The organism is Pseudescherichia sp. (assembly GCF_031998825.1).
Taxonomy (GTDB): domain Bacteria; phylum Pseudomonadota; class Gammaproteobacteria; order Enterobacterales; family Enterobacteriaceae; genus Pseudescherichia.
The window spans coordinates 81,800-98,224 of the sequence record NZ_DAMACX010000006.1; the positions used below are offsets into that span (position 1 = coordinate 81,800).

Here is a 16,425-nt window from a genome sequence, read left to right on the forward strand (position 1 = left end):
GGAATAATCCCGGCGTTTCTCTTCCACTGCTTATTCATGACAGCTTACGTAACTGGCTGGCGTGCCTCGCGGGCGACACCCCAAACATGCGCACGTAGTCGCGGCTGAACTGTGACGGGCTCTCATACCCGACATGAAAGCCCGCGCTGGCTGCATCTACCGCATCGCTCACCATTAGCCTTCGTGCCTCCTGCATGCGCAGATGGGTGCGGAACGCAATAGGGCTCATGGTGGTGACGGCCTTGAAATGATGATGGAACGTTGAGCGGCTCATTCCGGCAACGCTGGCTGCCTGCTCGATGCGGCACGCTTCACGGAAATGCGTCCTGATCCAGATAATCGACCGGGCAATCTGATTAAGCCGGCTCTCGGCCTGGGCCATATGGCGGATAATATTACCCTGTGGCCCCGTCAGCAGGCGGTAAAGAATTTCACGAAGGTTAAGCGGGGCGAGGGCATCAATATCGTGTGGCGTATCCAGCAGGCTGGCAAGACGTACGGCAGCATCGAGCAGCTCGGGCGTGGTCTTATTTAACATAATGCCAGCGGGCGGATCCTGCGCTTCGGTTAACGGACCAGGATAGCAGATAGCCAGCTCTGACAGCTCAGCCATATTAAAATCGAGCTGCAAACAGAGGTACGGGCGCTCCTCTGTAGCTTCAATGACCGAGCCCATGACCGGCAGTTCGACCGAGGCGATCAGGTAATTTTCCGCATTGTAACGGTAGGTTGTCTCCCCGAGACGCGCCTCTTTCGTCCCCTGAGCCACAAGGCAGAGCGTTGGCGTATAGATCACCGGCATTGGCATGGTCGGCGACGAGGCGCGTATCAGCGTCACCCCGGGCAGGGTGCTGGGGTAGGTCCCATCCTCCGGAGTATGGCGATCGATAATGTCCACGAGAGCATTTAGTCTGTTCATATACAGGCATGTTATCCCTGAAGAGTCACCCCGAAAAGAGAGCATCGCCCAGGCTGGACGATCGTGCAATCATCCTGGACATCCCATCTATCCCGTAGAACGCGTTCTGTTAGAGGATGATAGTCGCAATCAACACTTTTAGGAGATTGGACATCATGACCACACCACAGGCGCTTGACCACTACCGCTTACTTGGCCGTTCCGGGTTACGTGTTTCACCCCTTTCGCTGGGCACCATGACCTTTGGCTCGGACTGGGGATGGGGGGCGGATGACGCGGAGGCGCAACGCATTTTTGCTGCCTATGTTGAACGCGGCGGCAACTTTATCGACACTGCGGTCAACTATACCAACGGCAGCGCGGAGAAGATCCTTGGGAGGATGATCAAGGCGAAGCGCGATCGCATCGTGCTGGCCACCAAGTTCACTATGTCGCGAGAAGCAGGTAATCCCAATGCGGGGGGAAACCACCGTTACAATCTTGTCCGTTCCGTTGAAACCAGCCTGCGACAGCTTGATACGGACCGCATCGATCTGCTCTATCTGCACGCCTGGGATTTTACCACCTCGCCGGAAGAGGTGATGCGCGCGCTCGACGATCTTGTTCGCGATGGCAAAATTCTCTACCTCGGTATCTGTAACACGCCCGCGTGGCGCATCGCCCAGATGCAGACCCTGGCCGACCTGCGCGGATGGTCGCCTTTCGTCGCGTTGCAGATTGAGTACAGCCTGGTTGAGCGCACGGTAGAGCATGAGCTGATCCCGATGGCGCAGGCGATGGGGCTTGGCGTGCTGCCATGGTCGCCGCTTGGCGGTGGGATCCTCACGGGGAAATACAGTCGGGCCGATCTCTCCGATGAGAACGGTGCCGATGTTGCGTCCACGCGGAAAGGGATTATTGCGTCGACTGGCCATCTGAACGAGCGGGCACTGGCTATTGCAGAGGTGGTCAGCAGCATCGCCCACGAAAGCGGGGCGTCATCGTCACAAATTGCGCTGGCGTGGACGCTACGTAATTCCGCTGTCGCCTCCACCATTATGGGGGCTCGTACCGTCGCGCAGGCCGAGGACAATTTTGCTGCGCTGGAGGTTGTGCTCACCGATGAGCAGCTCCAGCGTCTGGAGGAAGCCAGTGCCATTGATCCTATCTTCCCGGCGCGCTTTATCTCCCGACCAATGGCGCAGCAGCTGATCACCGGCGGGGCGGTTGTCAGGGGGCGCTAGTGACCTGTTGCCCAGTTTTGTTGGCTGGGCAAGCGTAGCGCCGCCCGGCATGACATATGGTATAAACGGATACAGGGACAAGGAGCGTCAGCAGCTACCCGGTCAAAGCGCGACGTTACGTTTCTCCACCGTGGTATTTGAATCCGAGCAGGATGGCACGGTCCGCTGGCGACACCTTCATGAAACGTTTCTCCTGACGTCTTAACGACTATTCAGTTTATACATATAGGTTGTGGCATCCAGGCGTCCCTCAATGGACTCTGCATAGGCGGGGATCTCACCGGCAATCTGAAAGCCTAAGGAGAGATACAGCTGGCTTGCCACATCGCCGCTGCGCGTATCCAGAACCAGCAGAGTAATGCCTTTATCCCATGCGTGTTGCTCAGCCAGCTTCATCAGCTGGCGGGCAATTCCCCGTTGCCGAGCGGCAGGATGCACAAGCAGCTTGCAAATCTCAGCGCGATGACGGCCATTAGGCTTACCGCAGTAGTCAATCATGACCGTAGCGACAACAGCATCATTATCACGGGCAACTAAAAGATCACACTCGTTACCGTCAAGGCTATCAATTATGCCCTGCCAGAACGTGTCTATCGCAGCCCGGTCAGCCGGGTCGGTAAAACCCACGCTGGCGCCGTCGGCGACGCAGGCCTGAAGAACATCCCCTAACTCTGCTAAAACCGGCTGGGCCTGTACTGCGTTAAGCTGTTTATAATCAATCATTGTCTCTATGTCTCACAGTGATGCCGCCGCCCGGGCGGCTGTGTCATATAACGATGAGATCGTGCGGAGCAACTGCGCGGTCTCACCGATTGACGCCCCCGAAATGCCGCTTTCCGCATGAATATTGATAAGGCAGGCTTCACGCACATCGCGGTATTTCATGCATAGCGCTTTGCCTTCCTCTGTTGTTGAGAAAAAGAGCTCTTTACCGACTTTTTCACTCGTCACGTAGCCCGCTTTGACCAGCTTTTTCAATGCATAAGTTACCACATGGGTATCTTCTACGTTGAGGACGAAACAGATATCGGCCAGCTTTTTCTTACGGTTGCGATGGTTTACATGATGCAGAAGCGAGACGTCAAAGGCCCCCATATCGGGTTCCCCAGCGGCGGTCATGCAGCGCACCATCCATTTATTGAACGCGTTACTGGTCATGATCAGCGCGTATTCCAGCTCCGATAATTCGGCACAGCGCTCAGACACCAGATGGCGGGAAGAGACGATCCGGCCATCCGTTATATCGTCGCGGTTTGATGAAGCACGTTTTTTTAAGGTCATAACGTTCCTTACGGGAGTGTGACTCTTAGCTAAAAATGTAAACTCGGGGCGATAAAATAAGAACATTTTATTGATAAATTGTTTACATGTTTTTGTGGTTCAGATATAGCTTTTTAGTGCTGGTTCTGTGGAGCCTGGCGCAAAACACAACATCGCTCGCCGTAATGCATCACGCTTCGTCCTGACACGAAGTATTAAAAAAATAGCCGTCGGCGCGCAACACTCACTTTGGATAGGGTTAACGTTTATGGACGGTTCGACATTATTGCCGCTGATTGGGATACCCATCGTGGTTATCGGCTTTGCACTACGCTTCAACCCGCTGCTGGTCGTCGTGGTGGCAGGGCTGGCGACGGGTCTGCTGGTCGGCATGGATTTTGGTATGTTGCTGGAGACGTTTGGCGAAAAGTTCGTCAATAGCCGTTCGCTGGCAACCTTTATCCTAATCCTGCCTGTCATTGGTCTGCTGGAGTATTACGGGCTCAAAGAGCGAGCGCAGGCCTGGGTAGCGAAGATCGCTAGCGCCACCTCGGCACGTATTCTGATGCTCTATTTTGTGGCGCGTGAAGGGACGGCGGCGCTGGGATTGATGTCGCTTGGCGGTCATGCTCAGACGGTGCGTCCACTGCTGGCGCCGATGGCCGAAGGGGCGGCGCTGAATGAATATGGCGAACTGCCACAACATATCCGCGACAAAATCAAAGCGCATGCCGCCGCATGCGACAACATTGCGGTCTTCTTTGGCGAGGATATCTTTATCGCCTTTGGGGCAGTGCTGCTGATTGACGCCTTCCTGAAAGAGAGTGGTATTGAAGGAATTGAACCGCTGCATATCGGTCTGTGGGCCATTCCAACCGCCATCGCGGCATTGGTTATTCATATGACGCGCCTGCTGCGCCTGGATGCGAGCATCCGTCGCGACGTAATGGCCTGGAGAGCAGAGCAGGGTACACAGGAGATCGCACCATGATGACGCTAATCACTATTAACCGCGTGTACTACCTGATTGGTTTTGTTGTGATGCTGCTGGTGGTGATGACCCTGCGGGATCGCGCCAATCCTAAGCGCTTTACCACCGCGCTGTTCTGGTTTTTATTTGGCGGCATCTTCCTGTTTGGCGATCTCCTGGTGCAGGAGCTGGGCAAATCTCTGGCGTACCGAATTATTGGCGGCTGCGTCATTCTCATTGCACTGCTTGCAGGTTTCGGGCTGGTGGGTAAGGGGCATTATAAGATGTCCACCGAGTCTGAACGCGTCGCCTCGTCAAATCGACTGAAAAACTGGCTGTTCCTGCCAGCGCTAATGATCCCAGTGGTTACCGTGATCGGCACGTTGTTCCTGAAAGGCGTGTCGGTGGGTGGGGTCTACCTGCTTGACCAGAAGCAGCTTACGCTCGCGGCCCTGTGCGTGGCATGCGTGGCCGCAATTCTCACCGGCTGGTGGCTAACGAAGGGGACGCCGCTGCATGCGGTCCGCCAGTCTCGTCGCCTTGTGGATACGATCGGCTGGGCGGTGATCCTGCCGCAGATGCTTGCCATGCTGGGCGGTGTGTTTGTGGTGGCGAATACCGGCGAATCGGTACAAAAGGTGGTGAGCCTGTTTGTGAACCCGGATAACCGTTTCATGCTGGTAGTGATTTACTGCGTGGGCATGGCGCTCTTCACCATGATCATGGGCAATGCCTTTGCCGCTTTCCCGGTGCTAAGTGCGGGGATCGCCTTACCCTTCTTGATCAACGTACATCACGGTAACCCGGCTCCGCTGCTGGCGATTGGCATGTATGCGGGTTATTGCGGCACTCTGATGACGCCGATGGCTGCCAATTTCAATATCGTTCCTGCGGCTCTGTTAGAGCTTAAAGATAAGTACCAGGTGATCAAGATCCAGATCCCGACCGCGTTAACCCTGCTGGTGGTCAACGTTTTCTTAATGTATTTCCTCGTATTTCGCTAAGCATAGCAATGGCTTAAGGAGCTGTTATGGAATTAACTCAACATCAGGCTGACGCGTTTGCCAGAATGCCATTGACCTATTTGCGCCAGGAATACCCGAACCACATCATGCATCTGCTTAATGATGATGGCGACGTATTGCCGCCCCGCGAGCTGCATCCTATTTTTTATGGCTGCTTTGACTGGCATTCGGCGGTGCATGGTTACTGGCTGCTGCTGCGCTGCGTGCGCCGCTATCCTGAACTGCCGTGCCGGGACGAGATCGTCGCGCTGTTCAATGAACACCTGACGGAAGAGAAGGTTGCGCAGGAGCTGGCCTATTTTAATGCGCTGTTTCGGGCCTCTTTTGAGCGCCCTTACGGATACGGCTGGTTGCTGGCGCTGGCTCAGGAGCTGAAGCAATCCGCTTTACCTCAGGCCGCGGGCTGGTATCAGACGCTTCAGCCATTAACGCAGGATATTCGCGGCAGGCTGATGGATTATCTCAGTAAATTAACGTACCCCATCCGGGTCGGTACCCATTACAACACCGCCTTTGCACTGGCGCTGGGCCTGGACTATGCTCGCGCAGTGGAGGATGACGCGCTTGAGCAATCGATTGTGGCGGCGTCAAACCGATTCTATCTTGCTGACACGCGCTATCCGGCTCACTATGAGCCAGGTGGGGATGAGTATATTTCCGGGGCGCTCACTGAAGCACTGCTAATGAGTAAGGTGACGGATCGTTTCCCTGCCTGGTTCGATGCATTTCTTCCTGATGTGGGTGCAGCGTCGGCGCTGATGAACCCGGCGGAAGTGAGCGACCGGACCGACCCCAAAATTGCCCACCTTGATGGATTAAACCTCAGCCGCGCATGGTGCATGAAGCATATTGCGCAAGCGTTGCCGGAAAATCATGTGGCGCAGCAGGCGCTGAGCGAGGCGGTTGAACGCCATCTTGCTCACAGCGTGGAGCATGTGGTGGGAAGCCACTACAGCGGTGGGCACTGGCTGGCCAGTTTCGCGCTGCTGGCGCTGGAGTAAAGGGAAGTTAAAAAAGACAAGGAATTAAGCAGGCGGTAAAAGCTTGTTCATTTCACCGCTGCTTTCAATAGCCCCATTATTGGGGCTTTTTTGTGCCCGTAAGCCAACGCCAATTATGCAAATCACCCTGAGGTGGTGAATTAATGAGCGCATATGCGGCTCGTATATCAACTGTTGATATAGCTCAGTGCATTATTTTCAAACTGACAGATTCAGTTTTTATAGGCAAGAGTAAAAAAACTATCATGAAAAAAGAGATTGTATTGACCGATGAATATTTACTGGCAAAAGGTAACGATCGTTACGTTTTCCAGCATCCGCATGATAGTAACCTGCTGATCAAAACTGTTATTCCTGGCATTGCGAAATACAAAAGCAAGCTGCGTGAAGTCTATCGGGATGTCAAAGAGTGCAAGCCGAATACCCAAACAGATTCGCTTTATATGCAACGGCTTGAAGGGCTTGTTGAAACAAACAAAGGCGTAGGGCAAGTCATTGTGAAAGAGTGCGATGAACAGAGCCGCATCGCGCAAACTCTTTATCAGCTTGCTCTTAACAAAGAGCTTGATGCCAGCAAACTGCAAAAGCTGAATGCTTTTTTAGCATGGTTTGTTAACACTCGCGTCATTATTAACTCCCTGCATTGTAAAAACATCGTCTACGCCTGGGACAGCGCTCGTCAGGAATATCGCTTTAAGGTCATCGATGGTTTCGGTGACAAAACGCTTTTTCAGGTCAGTAAGCTTTCAGAGTCAATACGCGATAGAAATAAAATCAAATGCCTTAAGCGGATGCTCAACGATTTGGACCATCTGCAACAAGCGTGATCGCATCAGCAGGTAATCCGATCGGCCATCCTGGGATGGCCGTCGTGTCATCTCTTAAACCTGCGCCATTCCACCATCAACACAAATCTCTGCGCCCGCGATATAGCTGCTCTCGTCGCTTGCGAGGAAAAACGCAACGTTGGCTACTTCTTCAGGTTGGGCCATTCTGCCCAGGGGTATGGCGCTCATTATCCCGTTACGCACTTCATCAGACACTGCGGCCATCATTTCAGTATCAACAGGGCCGGGCGCAACAACGTTAACACGGATGCCGCGCGGGGCAAGTTCACATGTCCAGGTGCGAGCAAAAGAGCGCAGCGCGGCTTTGCTGGCCCCATACACGCCATATCCCGGAGTGCCTATAACATCAGCAATTGAACCGATGAGGACTACACTGCTGCCGGGGTTCAGCAAAGGCAGTGCTGTTTGCAGGGCAAACACGGGGGAGCGAACGTTCAGGCCAAACGTCTGGTCAAAATGCGCCTCATTTATCTCCTCAAGCGTGGCGTACTCTGACATTCCAGCATTGATTACCAGAACGTCTATCCGTCCTGATTTTTCTGAAATGGTCTGTATGATGCGGCTCAGCTCGCTCTTCTGACTGACATCTGCCCGCAGTGGCATAGCGGTCCCTGATATTTTGCTTCTGGCTGTCTCAAGATCCTCTTCCCGTCGCGAAGTAAACCAGGTGACCGCCCCCTCGGTTGCTAAACGCTGGCTGATAGCCAGCCCAATCCCTTTAGCGCCACCCAGAACCACCGCGACTTTTTCTTCTAATTTGCTCATCTGATTTCTCCCGTTTTGGTAGAAAACAGATGATATAAATTTTATACTTAATATCAATTACGCACTTTTACCATACCAAATATAAGTGACTATATCGCTATGCAGGCAGATAACGACAACTCTCTGATAGAAGTAGGAAAAACCCGACCAGTGTTAGAAAACATCACCAATAAATGGTCGATATTAATTCTCACGGTACTGTGTACAAAACCTTCCCGGTTCAATGAAATTCGCAGACGGCTGGATGGTATTACCCATAAGGCGCTGGCAGATGCGTTGAAACGGCTGGAGCGAAACGGTTTAGTCCATCGTCAGGTTCTGCCCACGTCGCCTGTAAGCGTGGAATACACGATTACGCCGCTGGCGCAGTCACTACAGCAACCTTTTGTTGCTCTGGCGAATTGGGCGTTGGAATTCGGTCCGGCTATTGAATTAGCTCAGGCTGAGTACGATCGTGCTCATGCCGGTAAATTACGGACGCCTGCATAGGGCAAACGTCCGTGACGGTCAGGAACGTTTAGTCAGCCGATCGCCGGCGCGTTTTTTTAAGCTGGCCGACAGATAAGGGGCGGTAAGGCTGCGTTCTGCGCGGCTGACCTCCTCCGGCGTGCCGGATGCGACGATAAGCCCGCCGTTCTCGCCCGAGCCCGGCCCGAGATCAATGACCCAGTCGGCTTCTGCAGCGATCCGCATATCGTGCTCCGCCATAATCACCGTATCACCGCGTTGGACCATTCTGTCGAGGACTCGCATCAGCTTATCCATATCCGCCGGATGCAGCCCGGTAGAGGGCTCGTCCAGCAGATAGAGTGTCTTACCCCGCTGCACGCGCTGCAGCTCCCAGGCAAGCTTAATGCGCTGGCATTCACCGCCGGACAGTTCGGTCGCAGGCTGGCCCAGCGTCAGGTAGCCGAGACCGAGCGAGGCAAGCGCGGCAAGAGAGCGCTGGATAGTGTCATTATCTTCAAATACCGAAATGGCCTCGTCGACGGTAAGATCCAGCACGTCCGCTATCGTTCTGTTATGCCACCGCACCTCAAGGGTTTCATCATTATAGCGACGTCCGCCGCAGGAAGAGCATGGCGCGCTTGCCTCGGGCATGAACAGCAGCTCGATAGTGATCTGTCCCTGGCCCTCGCAGGCGGGGCAGCGACCCGCAGGCAGGTTGAAGGAAAACCGGCTGGCGTTAAAGCCGCGTTTTTTTGCCTCGTCCGTTTCGGCAAATAGCTTGCGCACGGTGTCAAAAAAGCCGGTATAGGTCGCCAGATTGGATCGCGGCGTCCGCCCGATGGGCCGCTGATCGATGCGAACCAGACGCTTAAGAGACGTTCCGCCCGCCGTCATCTTACCCTGCACGTCCGGAACCACGTTATCCTCCTCGGTCACTTCCTCCTCCGGCGTTTTGTCGAGCCGTTGAAGCAGCGCGGGGAGCACCCGGGCGAGAAGCGTGGTCTTGCCCGAGCCGGACACGCCGGTGATGGCGGTCATCCGTTCAAGAGGGATTCGGACATCCATTTCGTGAATATTATTACAGGTTATCTGCTCTAGCTTCAGCCAGCGTTCGGGAAGCTGCCGCTGACGCAGGCCCGGACGATGCCTGTCAAACAGGTAGCCTGCGGTAGGGGAGCAGGACACCTGTTTAAGACCTGATGGCGTGCCGTTATAGACGATCTCACCGCCCAAACGCCCTGGGCCCGGTCCCACTTCCGTCAGCCAGTCTGCTTCGGCGATAACGTCCAGATTGTGCTCGACGATGACCAGTGAGTTGCCCGCCTCCAGAAGCAGGCGCAGAGACTGGAGGAGGGCGCGGACGTCTTCCGGATGCAGGCCAGCCGCAGGCTCATCAAGCACGTAAATCACGCCAAAAAGTCGGGAAATCAGCTGCGTAGCCAGCCGGATCCGCTGCAGTTCTCCGGACGAGAGCATGGTGGTCCGTCGGCTGAGAGACAGGTGCCCGAGTCCCAGTTTTTCGAGCTGGTCAAGGCGGCCGCAGATATCGGTCGCCATCCTAATGACGGCTTCCCGCAGCGCGGCTTCGTCAGGCAGCTGCTGAGGACGGCCTTCGGCAAAGGGTAAAAGCAGCGCCTTCAGCTGCGTAATCGTCAGATCGGCCATCTCGGCAATATCGAGGCCCGCAAACCTGTAGGCCAGCGCATTCTGATTAAGCCGTTTGCCGTGGCATTCGGTGCAGGGCGCGACGGTAATGAAGCGGGAGAGCCGTTTTTTCACCGACTCCTTTCCACCCGAGTAGCTTTGCAGCAGGTATTTTCTGACGCTGGTGTAGGTTCCGGTATAGGCAGGTTCGGTGCCTGCCGCGATGGCCTCCTGGCGCTGCTCCGCATTCAGTCCCAAAAAGATGGGTACCGAGGGCTGTTCGTCGGTGAAGATGATCCACTCGCGATCTTTCTCAGCCAGCGTCTTCCACGGCGCATCAATGTCGTAGCCCAGCGTTTCCAGAATGGAACGCAGGTTTTTTGCCTGCCAGCCAGCGGGCCAGGACGCTATCGCCCCTTCGCGAATGCTTAGCGAATCGTCCGGTACCAGCGCGTCGGCTCTTACTTCGTGTACCATGCCCATGCCCTGGCAGGCCGGACAGGCGCCCTGCGGGTTATTGGGCGAGAAAGATTCCGCTGCCAGAAACGGGACGTCGGCAGGATGGCTACCGGCGCGAGAAAACAGCAGTCTGAGGGTTACGGAGATCCGCGTCAGGCTGCCGACCGTTGAGCGCTCCTGCGCACCGGCACGGCTCTGTTGTAGGGCAACGGCGGGCGGCAAACCGTCTATACCGTCCACGTCCGGCGCAGCCGCTTGCTCAATCAGACGCCGCGCGTGGGGTGCGATAGATTCCATAAACCGTCGCTGCGCCTCGGCATAGAGCGTGTCAAACGCCAGGGAAGATTTACCCGATCCGGATATCCCGGTAAACACCACCATGGCATCGCGGGGAAAGGTAAAGGAAACCTCCTTGAGGTTATGCGTTCTGGCCCCGTGTACGCTTACGCCAGGGCTGATATCGTGAGTCTTGGCGCTTATCTTTTTTGACGGTTTTACTGATGACATGGTTTCCCCTGATAATAAAAGAACTTCAAGGGTAGACGTGGAGAGGGCATTGAACAACTTGCTATAAGGTACTTGCGTGCGCTGCAATAAATTCCCTGAACCATACCTGAGCTGGAGCGTGGTTGCTGCGTCGATGCCATATCAGATCAAACACGATCTCCGGCAGCGTCAGGGGTGGCGAAAACAGCGTCAGCTGGTGGCTGGTCTGCGAATGGAGTGCCACACGTTTGAGGATCGTGGCAGCCATACGGGTGCGCGCGATGACCGCTGGCACGGCAAATAGGTGTGGCACTGTTAACACAAGCTTCCGCTGCTTGCCCTGTTGTGCAAGAGTCTGATCGACGAGGCCATGCAGCTGTCCTTCTGGTGATACCAGCACATGCTGCAGATCCAGGTAGGTCTGCAAATCCATCGACTCCCTTCCAGCCTGGTGTTCGCGCGATACGACGGTAACGAACTCATCACGCAGCAGCGGTCGGGCTAGAATACGCGCATCCCCATTCGTCGGTGGCACGCCAATGGCCATATCGATCGCACCGGCATCAAGCAGATCGACAGCAGCATTGCGGTCATTAAAAGAAACCACATTCAAAGAGACCCCGGGAAAGCGCTGTTCCAACGCGGCCATAAGCGTCGGAAGCAAGACTACGGTGGGGTAATCCTGCAGGCCCAACTTGAACGTGGCCTGCGCCGTTTCAGGCTGGAAAACAGGCTGCGTAATCATAGCCTGCTCAATCTGCTGTAGGGCAGCAGCGATGGGGGACGCAAGCTCCCGCGCGCGTGGGGTAGGAATTAACCCCGCATTGCTGCGCTGAAAAAGGGGATCCCCCAGCAGAATACGCAGCCGGGACAGGGCCGCACTCATCGCCGGCTGGCTTACCCCTGTCTGGATTGCAGCGCGCGTGACGTTGCGTTCGTTCATGAGCGCATTGAAAGCCACCAGCAGGTTGAGATCGACACCGTGAAAATCCATATTTCGTATAATGGGTTATATCGGTTATTTGTTGGATTGATTGTAACGCAAGTTTTATTCTGCCACCTCCTTAACTGCGGAGTAGAACGTTTTATGAACACCCAGCAATTACGTACCGAACTGGCGGCTGTAGAAACGCTATATCGCGCATTCAGCGAACAGAATCCCGATCTTGTTGATACCGTACTTGCCCCTGAGTGGGATGACATTCCGTTGGCGCCAGGCCAGGCTCCCGGCCCGGCAGGCATAAAGACCATCATCAACATGGTCGTCGCCGCCTTTCCGGACGTGCACATCACTATCCATGACACAATTCAGGAACCTGGCAAGGTCGCCGTGCGCGCCGAGATCGGCGGGACCCATTTGGGCGAGCTGTTCGGTATCGCGCCAACCGGTAAAAAGGTGAGTTTCAGACTGCATGAGTTTCATACGGTTGCCAACGGTCTGATCACCACCACCTGGCACATGGAAGACTGGTTTGGCCTGTTCCTACAGCTTGGCCAGTTCCCATCGCAGAACTGATCCTTTTTCACAGACATTCAGCATAGGCTCCGATAAGCCGTTTACGTGATTCGGTTAAGTCGGATTTTCTAAACTAACGCCTCGGATTATGCTGTTTTGTTTGTAACGCCCGAGAATGTATACCTTGCTGGGAATCCCTTTTCTCAGCAGGCAAACATGAGCACACATACCCGCATTCGCAAATTCAATACGAAAGAGACCTACCCAAACCAGTCGCTGGACAACGATCTTTGCCAGGCCGTTCGCGCTGGCAATACCGTTTACGTTCGCGGTCAGATTGGTACCGACTTCGACGGCAACCTGGTAGGTCTTGGCGACCCGGCCGCGCAGGCCGAACAGGCGATGAAGAACGTGAAACAGCTCCTGGAAGAAGCGGGCAGCGATCTGTCGCACATCGTTAAAACCACCACCTATATCATCGACCCCCGCTATCGCGAGCCGGTCTATCAGGTCGTCGGCAAATGGCTGAAAGGCGTATTTCCCATCTCTACCGGGCTGGTTATTTCCGGGCTGGGTCAGCCGCAGTGGCTGATGGAGATTGATGTTATCGCCGTGATCCCCGACGACTGGCAGCCGCAGGCGGGAGCATAAATCATGACCTTATCGATTATTGGCCGCTGCGCGCAAACCGGCCAGATGGGCATCGCCATTAGCTCGTCCAGCATCGCGGTGGGCGCGCGTTGTCCCTGGCTGCGCAGCCAGGTCGGCGCGGTATCAACCCAAAACATTACGTTACCGGCACTTGGGCCGTGCATTCTTGACAGGCTGGAGCAGGGCGAGACTGTCGACACCGCGCTAAAATCCGGGCTCGGCACCGATGAGTACGCTATCTATCGGCAGGTTACGGTGCTGACGGCTGAGGGACAAAGCGCGTTTTATAGCGGCGAAAAGACGCTCGGTGTTAATAATGCCCTGAGCGGCGAAAACTGCGTGGCGGCGGGTAATCTGCTGGCAAATACGGATGTCATTATCGCGATGGTAAACGCCTTCGAACAATGCGCAGGCGATCTTGCCGACAGGCTCATCGCCGCGATGCAGGCGGGTATGCAAGCGGGCGGAGAGGCAGGGCCTGTGCATTCAGCGGCTCTGTCGATTGTGGATGCGCCCGTCTGGCCAGTTGTCGATTTACGTGTCGACTGGACGGACGGCGATCCCATAGATGAGCTCAATCAGCTCTGGCAGGCGTATAGGCCGCAGATGCAGGACTATATCACGCGCGCGCTCGATCCCCGCAGCGCGCCTGGCTACGGCGTGCCGGGCGACGAATAACGCAAGGAGAGGTGATGATAACCAGTCGCAAACTGCTGGAGCAGCTGGTGGCGTTTGACACCACCAGCCGCGAATCCAACCTGGCGCTGATTGACTTTGTCAGGCGCTACTTAACCGATCTCGGCGTCCACTGTGAGCTGATTCATAATGCCGAGCGCAGCAAAGCCAATCTCTATGCGCGGCTGGGTCCGGCAGGCTGCGGCGGCGTGATGCTCTCCGGCCACAGCGATGTGGTGCCGGTGGATGGGCAGAACTGGAGCGTACCACCGTTTGCTCTAACTGAGCGAGACGGCAAGCTGTACGGCCGCGGCACGGCGGACATGAAAGGCTTTATCGCCTGCATGCTGGCGGCGGTCCCGCATTTTCTTGCACAGCCGCTGGCGCAGCCGCTGCATCTGGCGATCTCCTATGACGAGGAGGTCGGGTGCCTGGGCGTGCGCACCTTGCTGGATGCGCTGGCGGGCCGTCCGGATAAGCCCGACATCTGCCTGATTGGTGAACCCACCGAACTACAGCCGGTGCTCGGCCACAAAGGCAAGCTCGGCGTTCGTTGTGAAGTGCAGGGCGCGGCCTGCCATTCGGCCTATGCGCCGCAGGGCGTCAATGCTATTGAATACGCCGCAAAGCTGATCCACCGCCTTACGGTGATAGGCCAGCGGCTAGCCGCGCCGGAACGTCAGGATCCGCGTTTCGATCCGCCGTTTACGACGGTGCAAACCGGCGTGATTCAGGGCGGACGGGCGCTGAATATCGTGCCTGCCGACTGTACGTTTGACTTCGAAGTGCGCACCTTGCCGCAGGATGACGCGCAGCAGGTGGCGCAGGAGCTGGAAGGTTACGCCCAGCGGGAACTGCTGCCGCACATGCACGCCGTAAACACTGACGCCGCCATTCGCTTTTATCCCATCAGCGGCTATCCCGGTTTGGATACCGCCGCGCACAGCGCCGCCGCGCGGCTGATTGCTCATCTCACCGATTCTGACCTCTTTAGCACCGTGGCATTCGGTACGGAAGGCGGACTTTTCCATCAGGCCGGTATCCCCAGCGTGATCTGCGGGCCGGGCAGTATGGCGCAGGGCCATAAGCCCGATGAGTTTATCACTGTTGAACAGCTAGCCGCCTGCGATGCCATGCTGCGCCGTCTTGCCGCATGGATGTGTCAATAAAGGTGACGTTGTCACCTTTTTCTCTGCTTTACCTTTTCCAAACGCCAGCTTCAGGAAGCACTAACCGCGTGATGCGCGCTTAACCCGTATGCTGGTGACACGCATTCGATAGCCCGTTTCTGGAGAGTCCATGGTAAGTGCCGAAGTCACCACATTCCCGCAGCCCGAAACGCTGCATCCCGTCACCAACAAAGCCAATGTCGCCGTACAGCTTGACGGCGTACTGAAACGCTTTGGCGACGCCATCGCCCTACACAAAATTTCCCTGACGATCGAGGAAGGGGAATTTATTACGCTGCTCGGCCCCTCCGGCTGCGGCAAGACCACGCTGCTGAATCTGATGGCGGGTTTCGCCGAGGCGGATGGCGGTGAAATCTTTATTGATGGCGATCTGGTTACCGAGATACCGGCGTACCAGCGTGAAATCGGCATTGTGTTTCAGAACTACGCCCTGTTTCCGCATATGACGGTGGAGAAAAACGTCGGCTACGGCCTGCGTATGCGCGGTGTGCCAAAAGCCGAAATCGCCGAGCGCGTTGAGCAGGCGCTGGCGCTGGTGAAGCTGGCGGGTTACGGCCATCGCAAGCCGCGTGAACTCTCAGGCGGCCAGCAGCAGCGTGTGGCACTGGCGCGAGCGCTGGTCATCCGCCCCAAAGTATTGCTGCTGGATGAGCCTTTCTCGGCGCTGGATAAAAACCTGCGTCTGTCGATGCAGGTAGAGCTGAAGGCGATCCAACGCAAACTTGGCGTCACCACGGTATTTGTCACTCACGATCAGGGTGAAGCGCTGAGCATGAGCGACCGCGTGGTGGTGATGTCGGCAGGACATGTGCGTCAGATTGGCACCCCGGATGAGATCTATCGTCGTCCGCAGGATCCGTTTGTCGCAGGTTTTGTAGGCGATGTGAATATTCTGCCGGGGCGCTATGCCGGTCGTGACGGCGCGGCGGTGATGGAGCTGGGCGGCAATACGCTGCGCCTGCCGGTGGAACGCGTGCACGCCACGATGGGCGAACGCCTTGATGTCTACGTTCGTCCGGAAAACCTGCAGCTGGCACCGCTTGGCCCGCATTCGCTGTTCAGCGCCACGGTGATCGCCCATGTCTTTCAGGGCGATCATGTGGATGTGCATCTCGATGCCCCGGCGCTTGGCAGCGCCTCGCTGTTTGCCCGCCAGTCCGGGTTGAATTCACTGACGCGCTGGCCTATCGGCAGCCTGGCGGGGGTGAGCGTAGATGATGAAGGCGTATGCGCATTTAGCGCGGCGAAACAAGGATAAGCGCCGATGATACCTGAAATGATGAACGCCATCATCGCTCGCCAGCCGGGCGGCCCTGAGGTGTTGGCCCAGGTAGAGCGTAACGTGCCGCAGCCTGGCCCGGGCGAAGTATTAATTCGTGTCGCCAGTGCGGGCGTGAACCGAC

Annotated in this window: 17 protein-coding genes and 1 pseudogene; 12 read left to right on the forward strand and 6 right to left on the reverse strand. The window is 56.1% G+C overall.

Features of this window, described 5'->3' with window-relative positions:
- Positions 1-34: 34 nt before the first annotated feature.
- The gene (locus RTP97_RS04670) at positions 35-919 is read right to left on the reverse strand and encodes an AraC family transcriptional regulator (protein WP_312411364.1); all 885 of its coding nucleotides are present in this window, start codon (positions 917-919) and stop codon (positions 35-37) included.
- Between the two features lie 155 nt (positions 920-1,074).
- Between RTP97_RS04670 and RTP97_RS04675 the strand changes: the two genes are divergently transcribed.
- Positions 1,075-2,142 (forward strand): aldo/keto reductase, encoded by a 1,068-nt coding sequence (locus RTP97_RS04675; protein WP_312411368.1) that lies wholly within the window; start codon positions 1,075-1,077, stop codon positions 2,140-2,142.
- A 79-nt stretch (positions 2,143-2,221) separates the two neighbouring features.
- Positions 2,222-2,347 (forward strand): annotated as a pseudogene (locus RTP97_RS21405) (DUF4440 domain-containing protein); the annotation flags it as partial.
- Here RTP97_RS21405 and RTP97_RS04680 read toward each other — a convergent pair.
- Both RTP97_RS04680 and RTP97_RS04685 read right to left on the reverse strand, forming a co-directional pair.
- Positions 2,344-2,865 carry a GNAT family N-acetyltransferase gene (locus RTP97_RS04680; RefSeq protein ID WP_312411370.1) on the reverse strand — a complete coding sequence of 174 codons (522 nt, stop codon included), beginning with the start codon at positions 2,863-2,865 and terminating at the stop codon, positions 2,344-2,346. The pseudogene RTP97_RS21405 and the gene RTP97_RS04680 sit on opposite strands and share 4 nt — an antisense overlap.
- A gap of 12 nt (positions 2,866-2,877) precedes the next feature.
- Positions 2,878-3,423 (reverse strand): winged helix DNA-binding protein, encoded by a 546-nt coding sequence (locus RTP97_RS04685; protein WP_312411372.1) that lies wholly within the window; start codon positions 3,421-3,423, stop codon positions 2,878-2,880.
- A gap of 247 nt (positions 3,424-3,670) precedes the next feature.
- Between RTP97_RS04685 and RTP97_RS04690 the strand changes: the two genes are divergently transcribed.
- The 4 genes from RTP97_RS04690 (at position 3,671) to RTP97_RS04705 (ending at position 7,225) form a co-directional block, all read left to right on the forward strand.
- Positions 3,671-4,393: a DUF969 domain-containing protein gene (locus tag RTP97_RS04690; RefSeq protein ID WP_042395176.1), complete on the forward strand. Its 723-nt coding sequence runs from the start codon at positions 3,671-3,673 to the stop codon at positions 4,391-4,393.
- The gene (locus tag RTP97_RS04695; protein ID WP_312411373.1) at positions 4,390-5,376 is read left to right on the forward strand and encodes a DUF979 domain-containing protein; all 987 of its coding nucleotides are present in this window, start codon (positions 4,390-4,392) and stop codon (positions 5,374-5,376) included. The genes RTP97_RS04690 and RTP97_RS04695 overlap by 4 nt, the downstream gene beginning before the upstream one ends.
- Positions 5,377-5,402: 26 nt before the next feature.
- Positions 5,403-6,398 (forward strand): DUF2891 domain-containing protein, encoded by a 996-nt coding sequence (locus RTP97_RS04700; protein WP_312411374.1) that lies wholly within the window; start codon positions 5,403-5,405, stop codon positions 6,396-6,398.
- A 143-nt stretch (positions 6,399-6,541) separates the two neighbouring features.
- Positions 6,542-7,225 (forward strand): YrbL family protein, encoded by a 684-nt coding sequence (locus tag RTP97_RS04705; protein WP_312411376.1) that lies wholly within the window; start codon positions 6,542-6,544, stop codon positions 7,223-7,225.
- 54 nt (positions 7,226-7,279) lie between these two features.
- Here the strand turns inward: RTP97_RS04705 and RTP97_RS04710 are convergent, their stop codons facing one another.
- Positions 7,280-8,011 carry an SDR family oxidoreductase gene (locus tag RTP97_RS04710; protein WP_312411378.1) on the reverse strand — a complete coding sequence of 244 codons (732 nt, stop codon included), beginning with the start codon at positions 8,009-8,011 and terminating at the stop codon, positions 7,280-7,282.
- 99 nt (positions 8,012-8,110) lie between these two features.
- Between RTP97_RS04710 and RTP97_RS04715 the strand changes: the two genes are divergently transcribed.
- Entirely contained in the window at positions 8,111-8,500 is a 390-nt protein-coding gene (locus RTP97_RS04715) for a helix-turn-helix domain-containing protein (protein WP_312209999.1), read from the forward strand.
- A gap of 18 nt (positions 8,501-8,518) precedes the next feature.
- On the opposite strand, the gene RTP97_RS04720 is transcribed toward RTP97_RS04715, so the two are convergent.
- Positions 8,519-11,071: an excinuclease ABC subunit UvrA gene (locus RTP97_RS04720; RefSeq protein WP_312411381.1), complete on the reverse strand. Its 2,553-nt coding sequence runs from the start codon at positions 11,069-11,071 to the stop codon at positions 8,519-8,521.
- 61 nt (positions 11,072-11,132) lie between these two features.
- Positions 11,133-12,044 carry a LysR family transcriptional regulator gene (locus RTP97_RS04725; protein ID WP_312411383.1) on the reverse strand — a complete coding sequence of 304 codons (912 nt, stop codon included), beginning with the start codon at positions 12,042-12,044 and terminating at the stop codon, positions 11,133-11,135.
- A 93-nt stretch (positions 12,045-12,137) separates the two neighbouring features.
- On the opposite strand from RTP97_RS04725, the gene RTP97_RS04730 reads away from it, so the two are divergent.
- From RTP97_RS04730 to RTP97_RS04750, 5 genes are all read left to right on the forward strand, one after another.
- Positions 12,138-12,566: an ester cyclase gene (locus tag RTP97_RS04730; protein WP_312411386.1), complete on the forward strand. Its 429-nt coding sequence runs from the start codon at positions 12,138-12,140 to the stop codon at positions 12,564-12,566.
- Between the two features lie 156 nt (positions 12,567-12,722).
- Entirely contained in the window at positions 12,723-13,157 is a 435-nt protein-coding gene (locus RTP97_RS04735; RefSeq protein ID WP_042391122.1) for a RidA family protein, read from the forward strand.
- A 3-nt stretch (positions 13,158-13,160) separates the two neighbouring features.
- Positions 13,161-13,835, forward strand: coding sequence for a DUF1028 domain-containing protein (locus tag RTP97_RS04740; RefSeq protein ID WP_312411389.1), 675 nt, complete (start codon positions 13,161-13,163; stop codon positions 13,833-13,835).
- A 14-nt stretch (positions 13,836-13,849) separates the two neighbouring features.
- Complete coding sequence (gene argE / locus RTP97_RS04745; RefSeq protein ID WP_312411391.1) at positions 13,850-15,001, forward strand: acetylornithine deacetylase; 1,152 nt, start codon at positions 13,850-13,852, stop codon at positions 14,999-15,001.
- A 130-nt stretch (positions 15,002-15,131) separates the two neighbouring features.
- Positions 15,132-16,280 carry an ABC transporter ATP-binding protein gene (locus tag RTP97_RS04750; RefSeq protein ID WP_312411393.1) on the forward strand — a complete coding sequence of 383 codons (1,149 nt, stop codon included), beginning with the start codon at positions 15,132-15,134 and terminating at the stop codon, positions 16,278-16,280.
- Positions 16,281-16,425 lie beyond the last annotated feature (145 nt).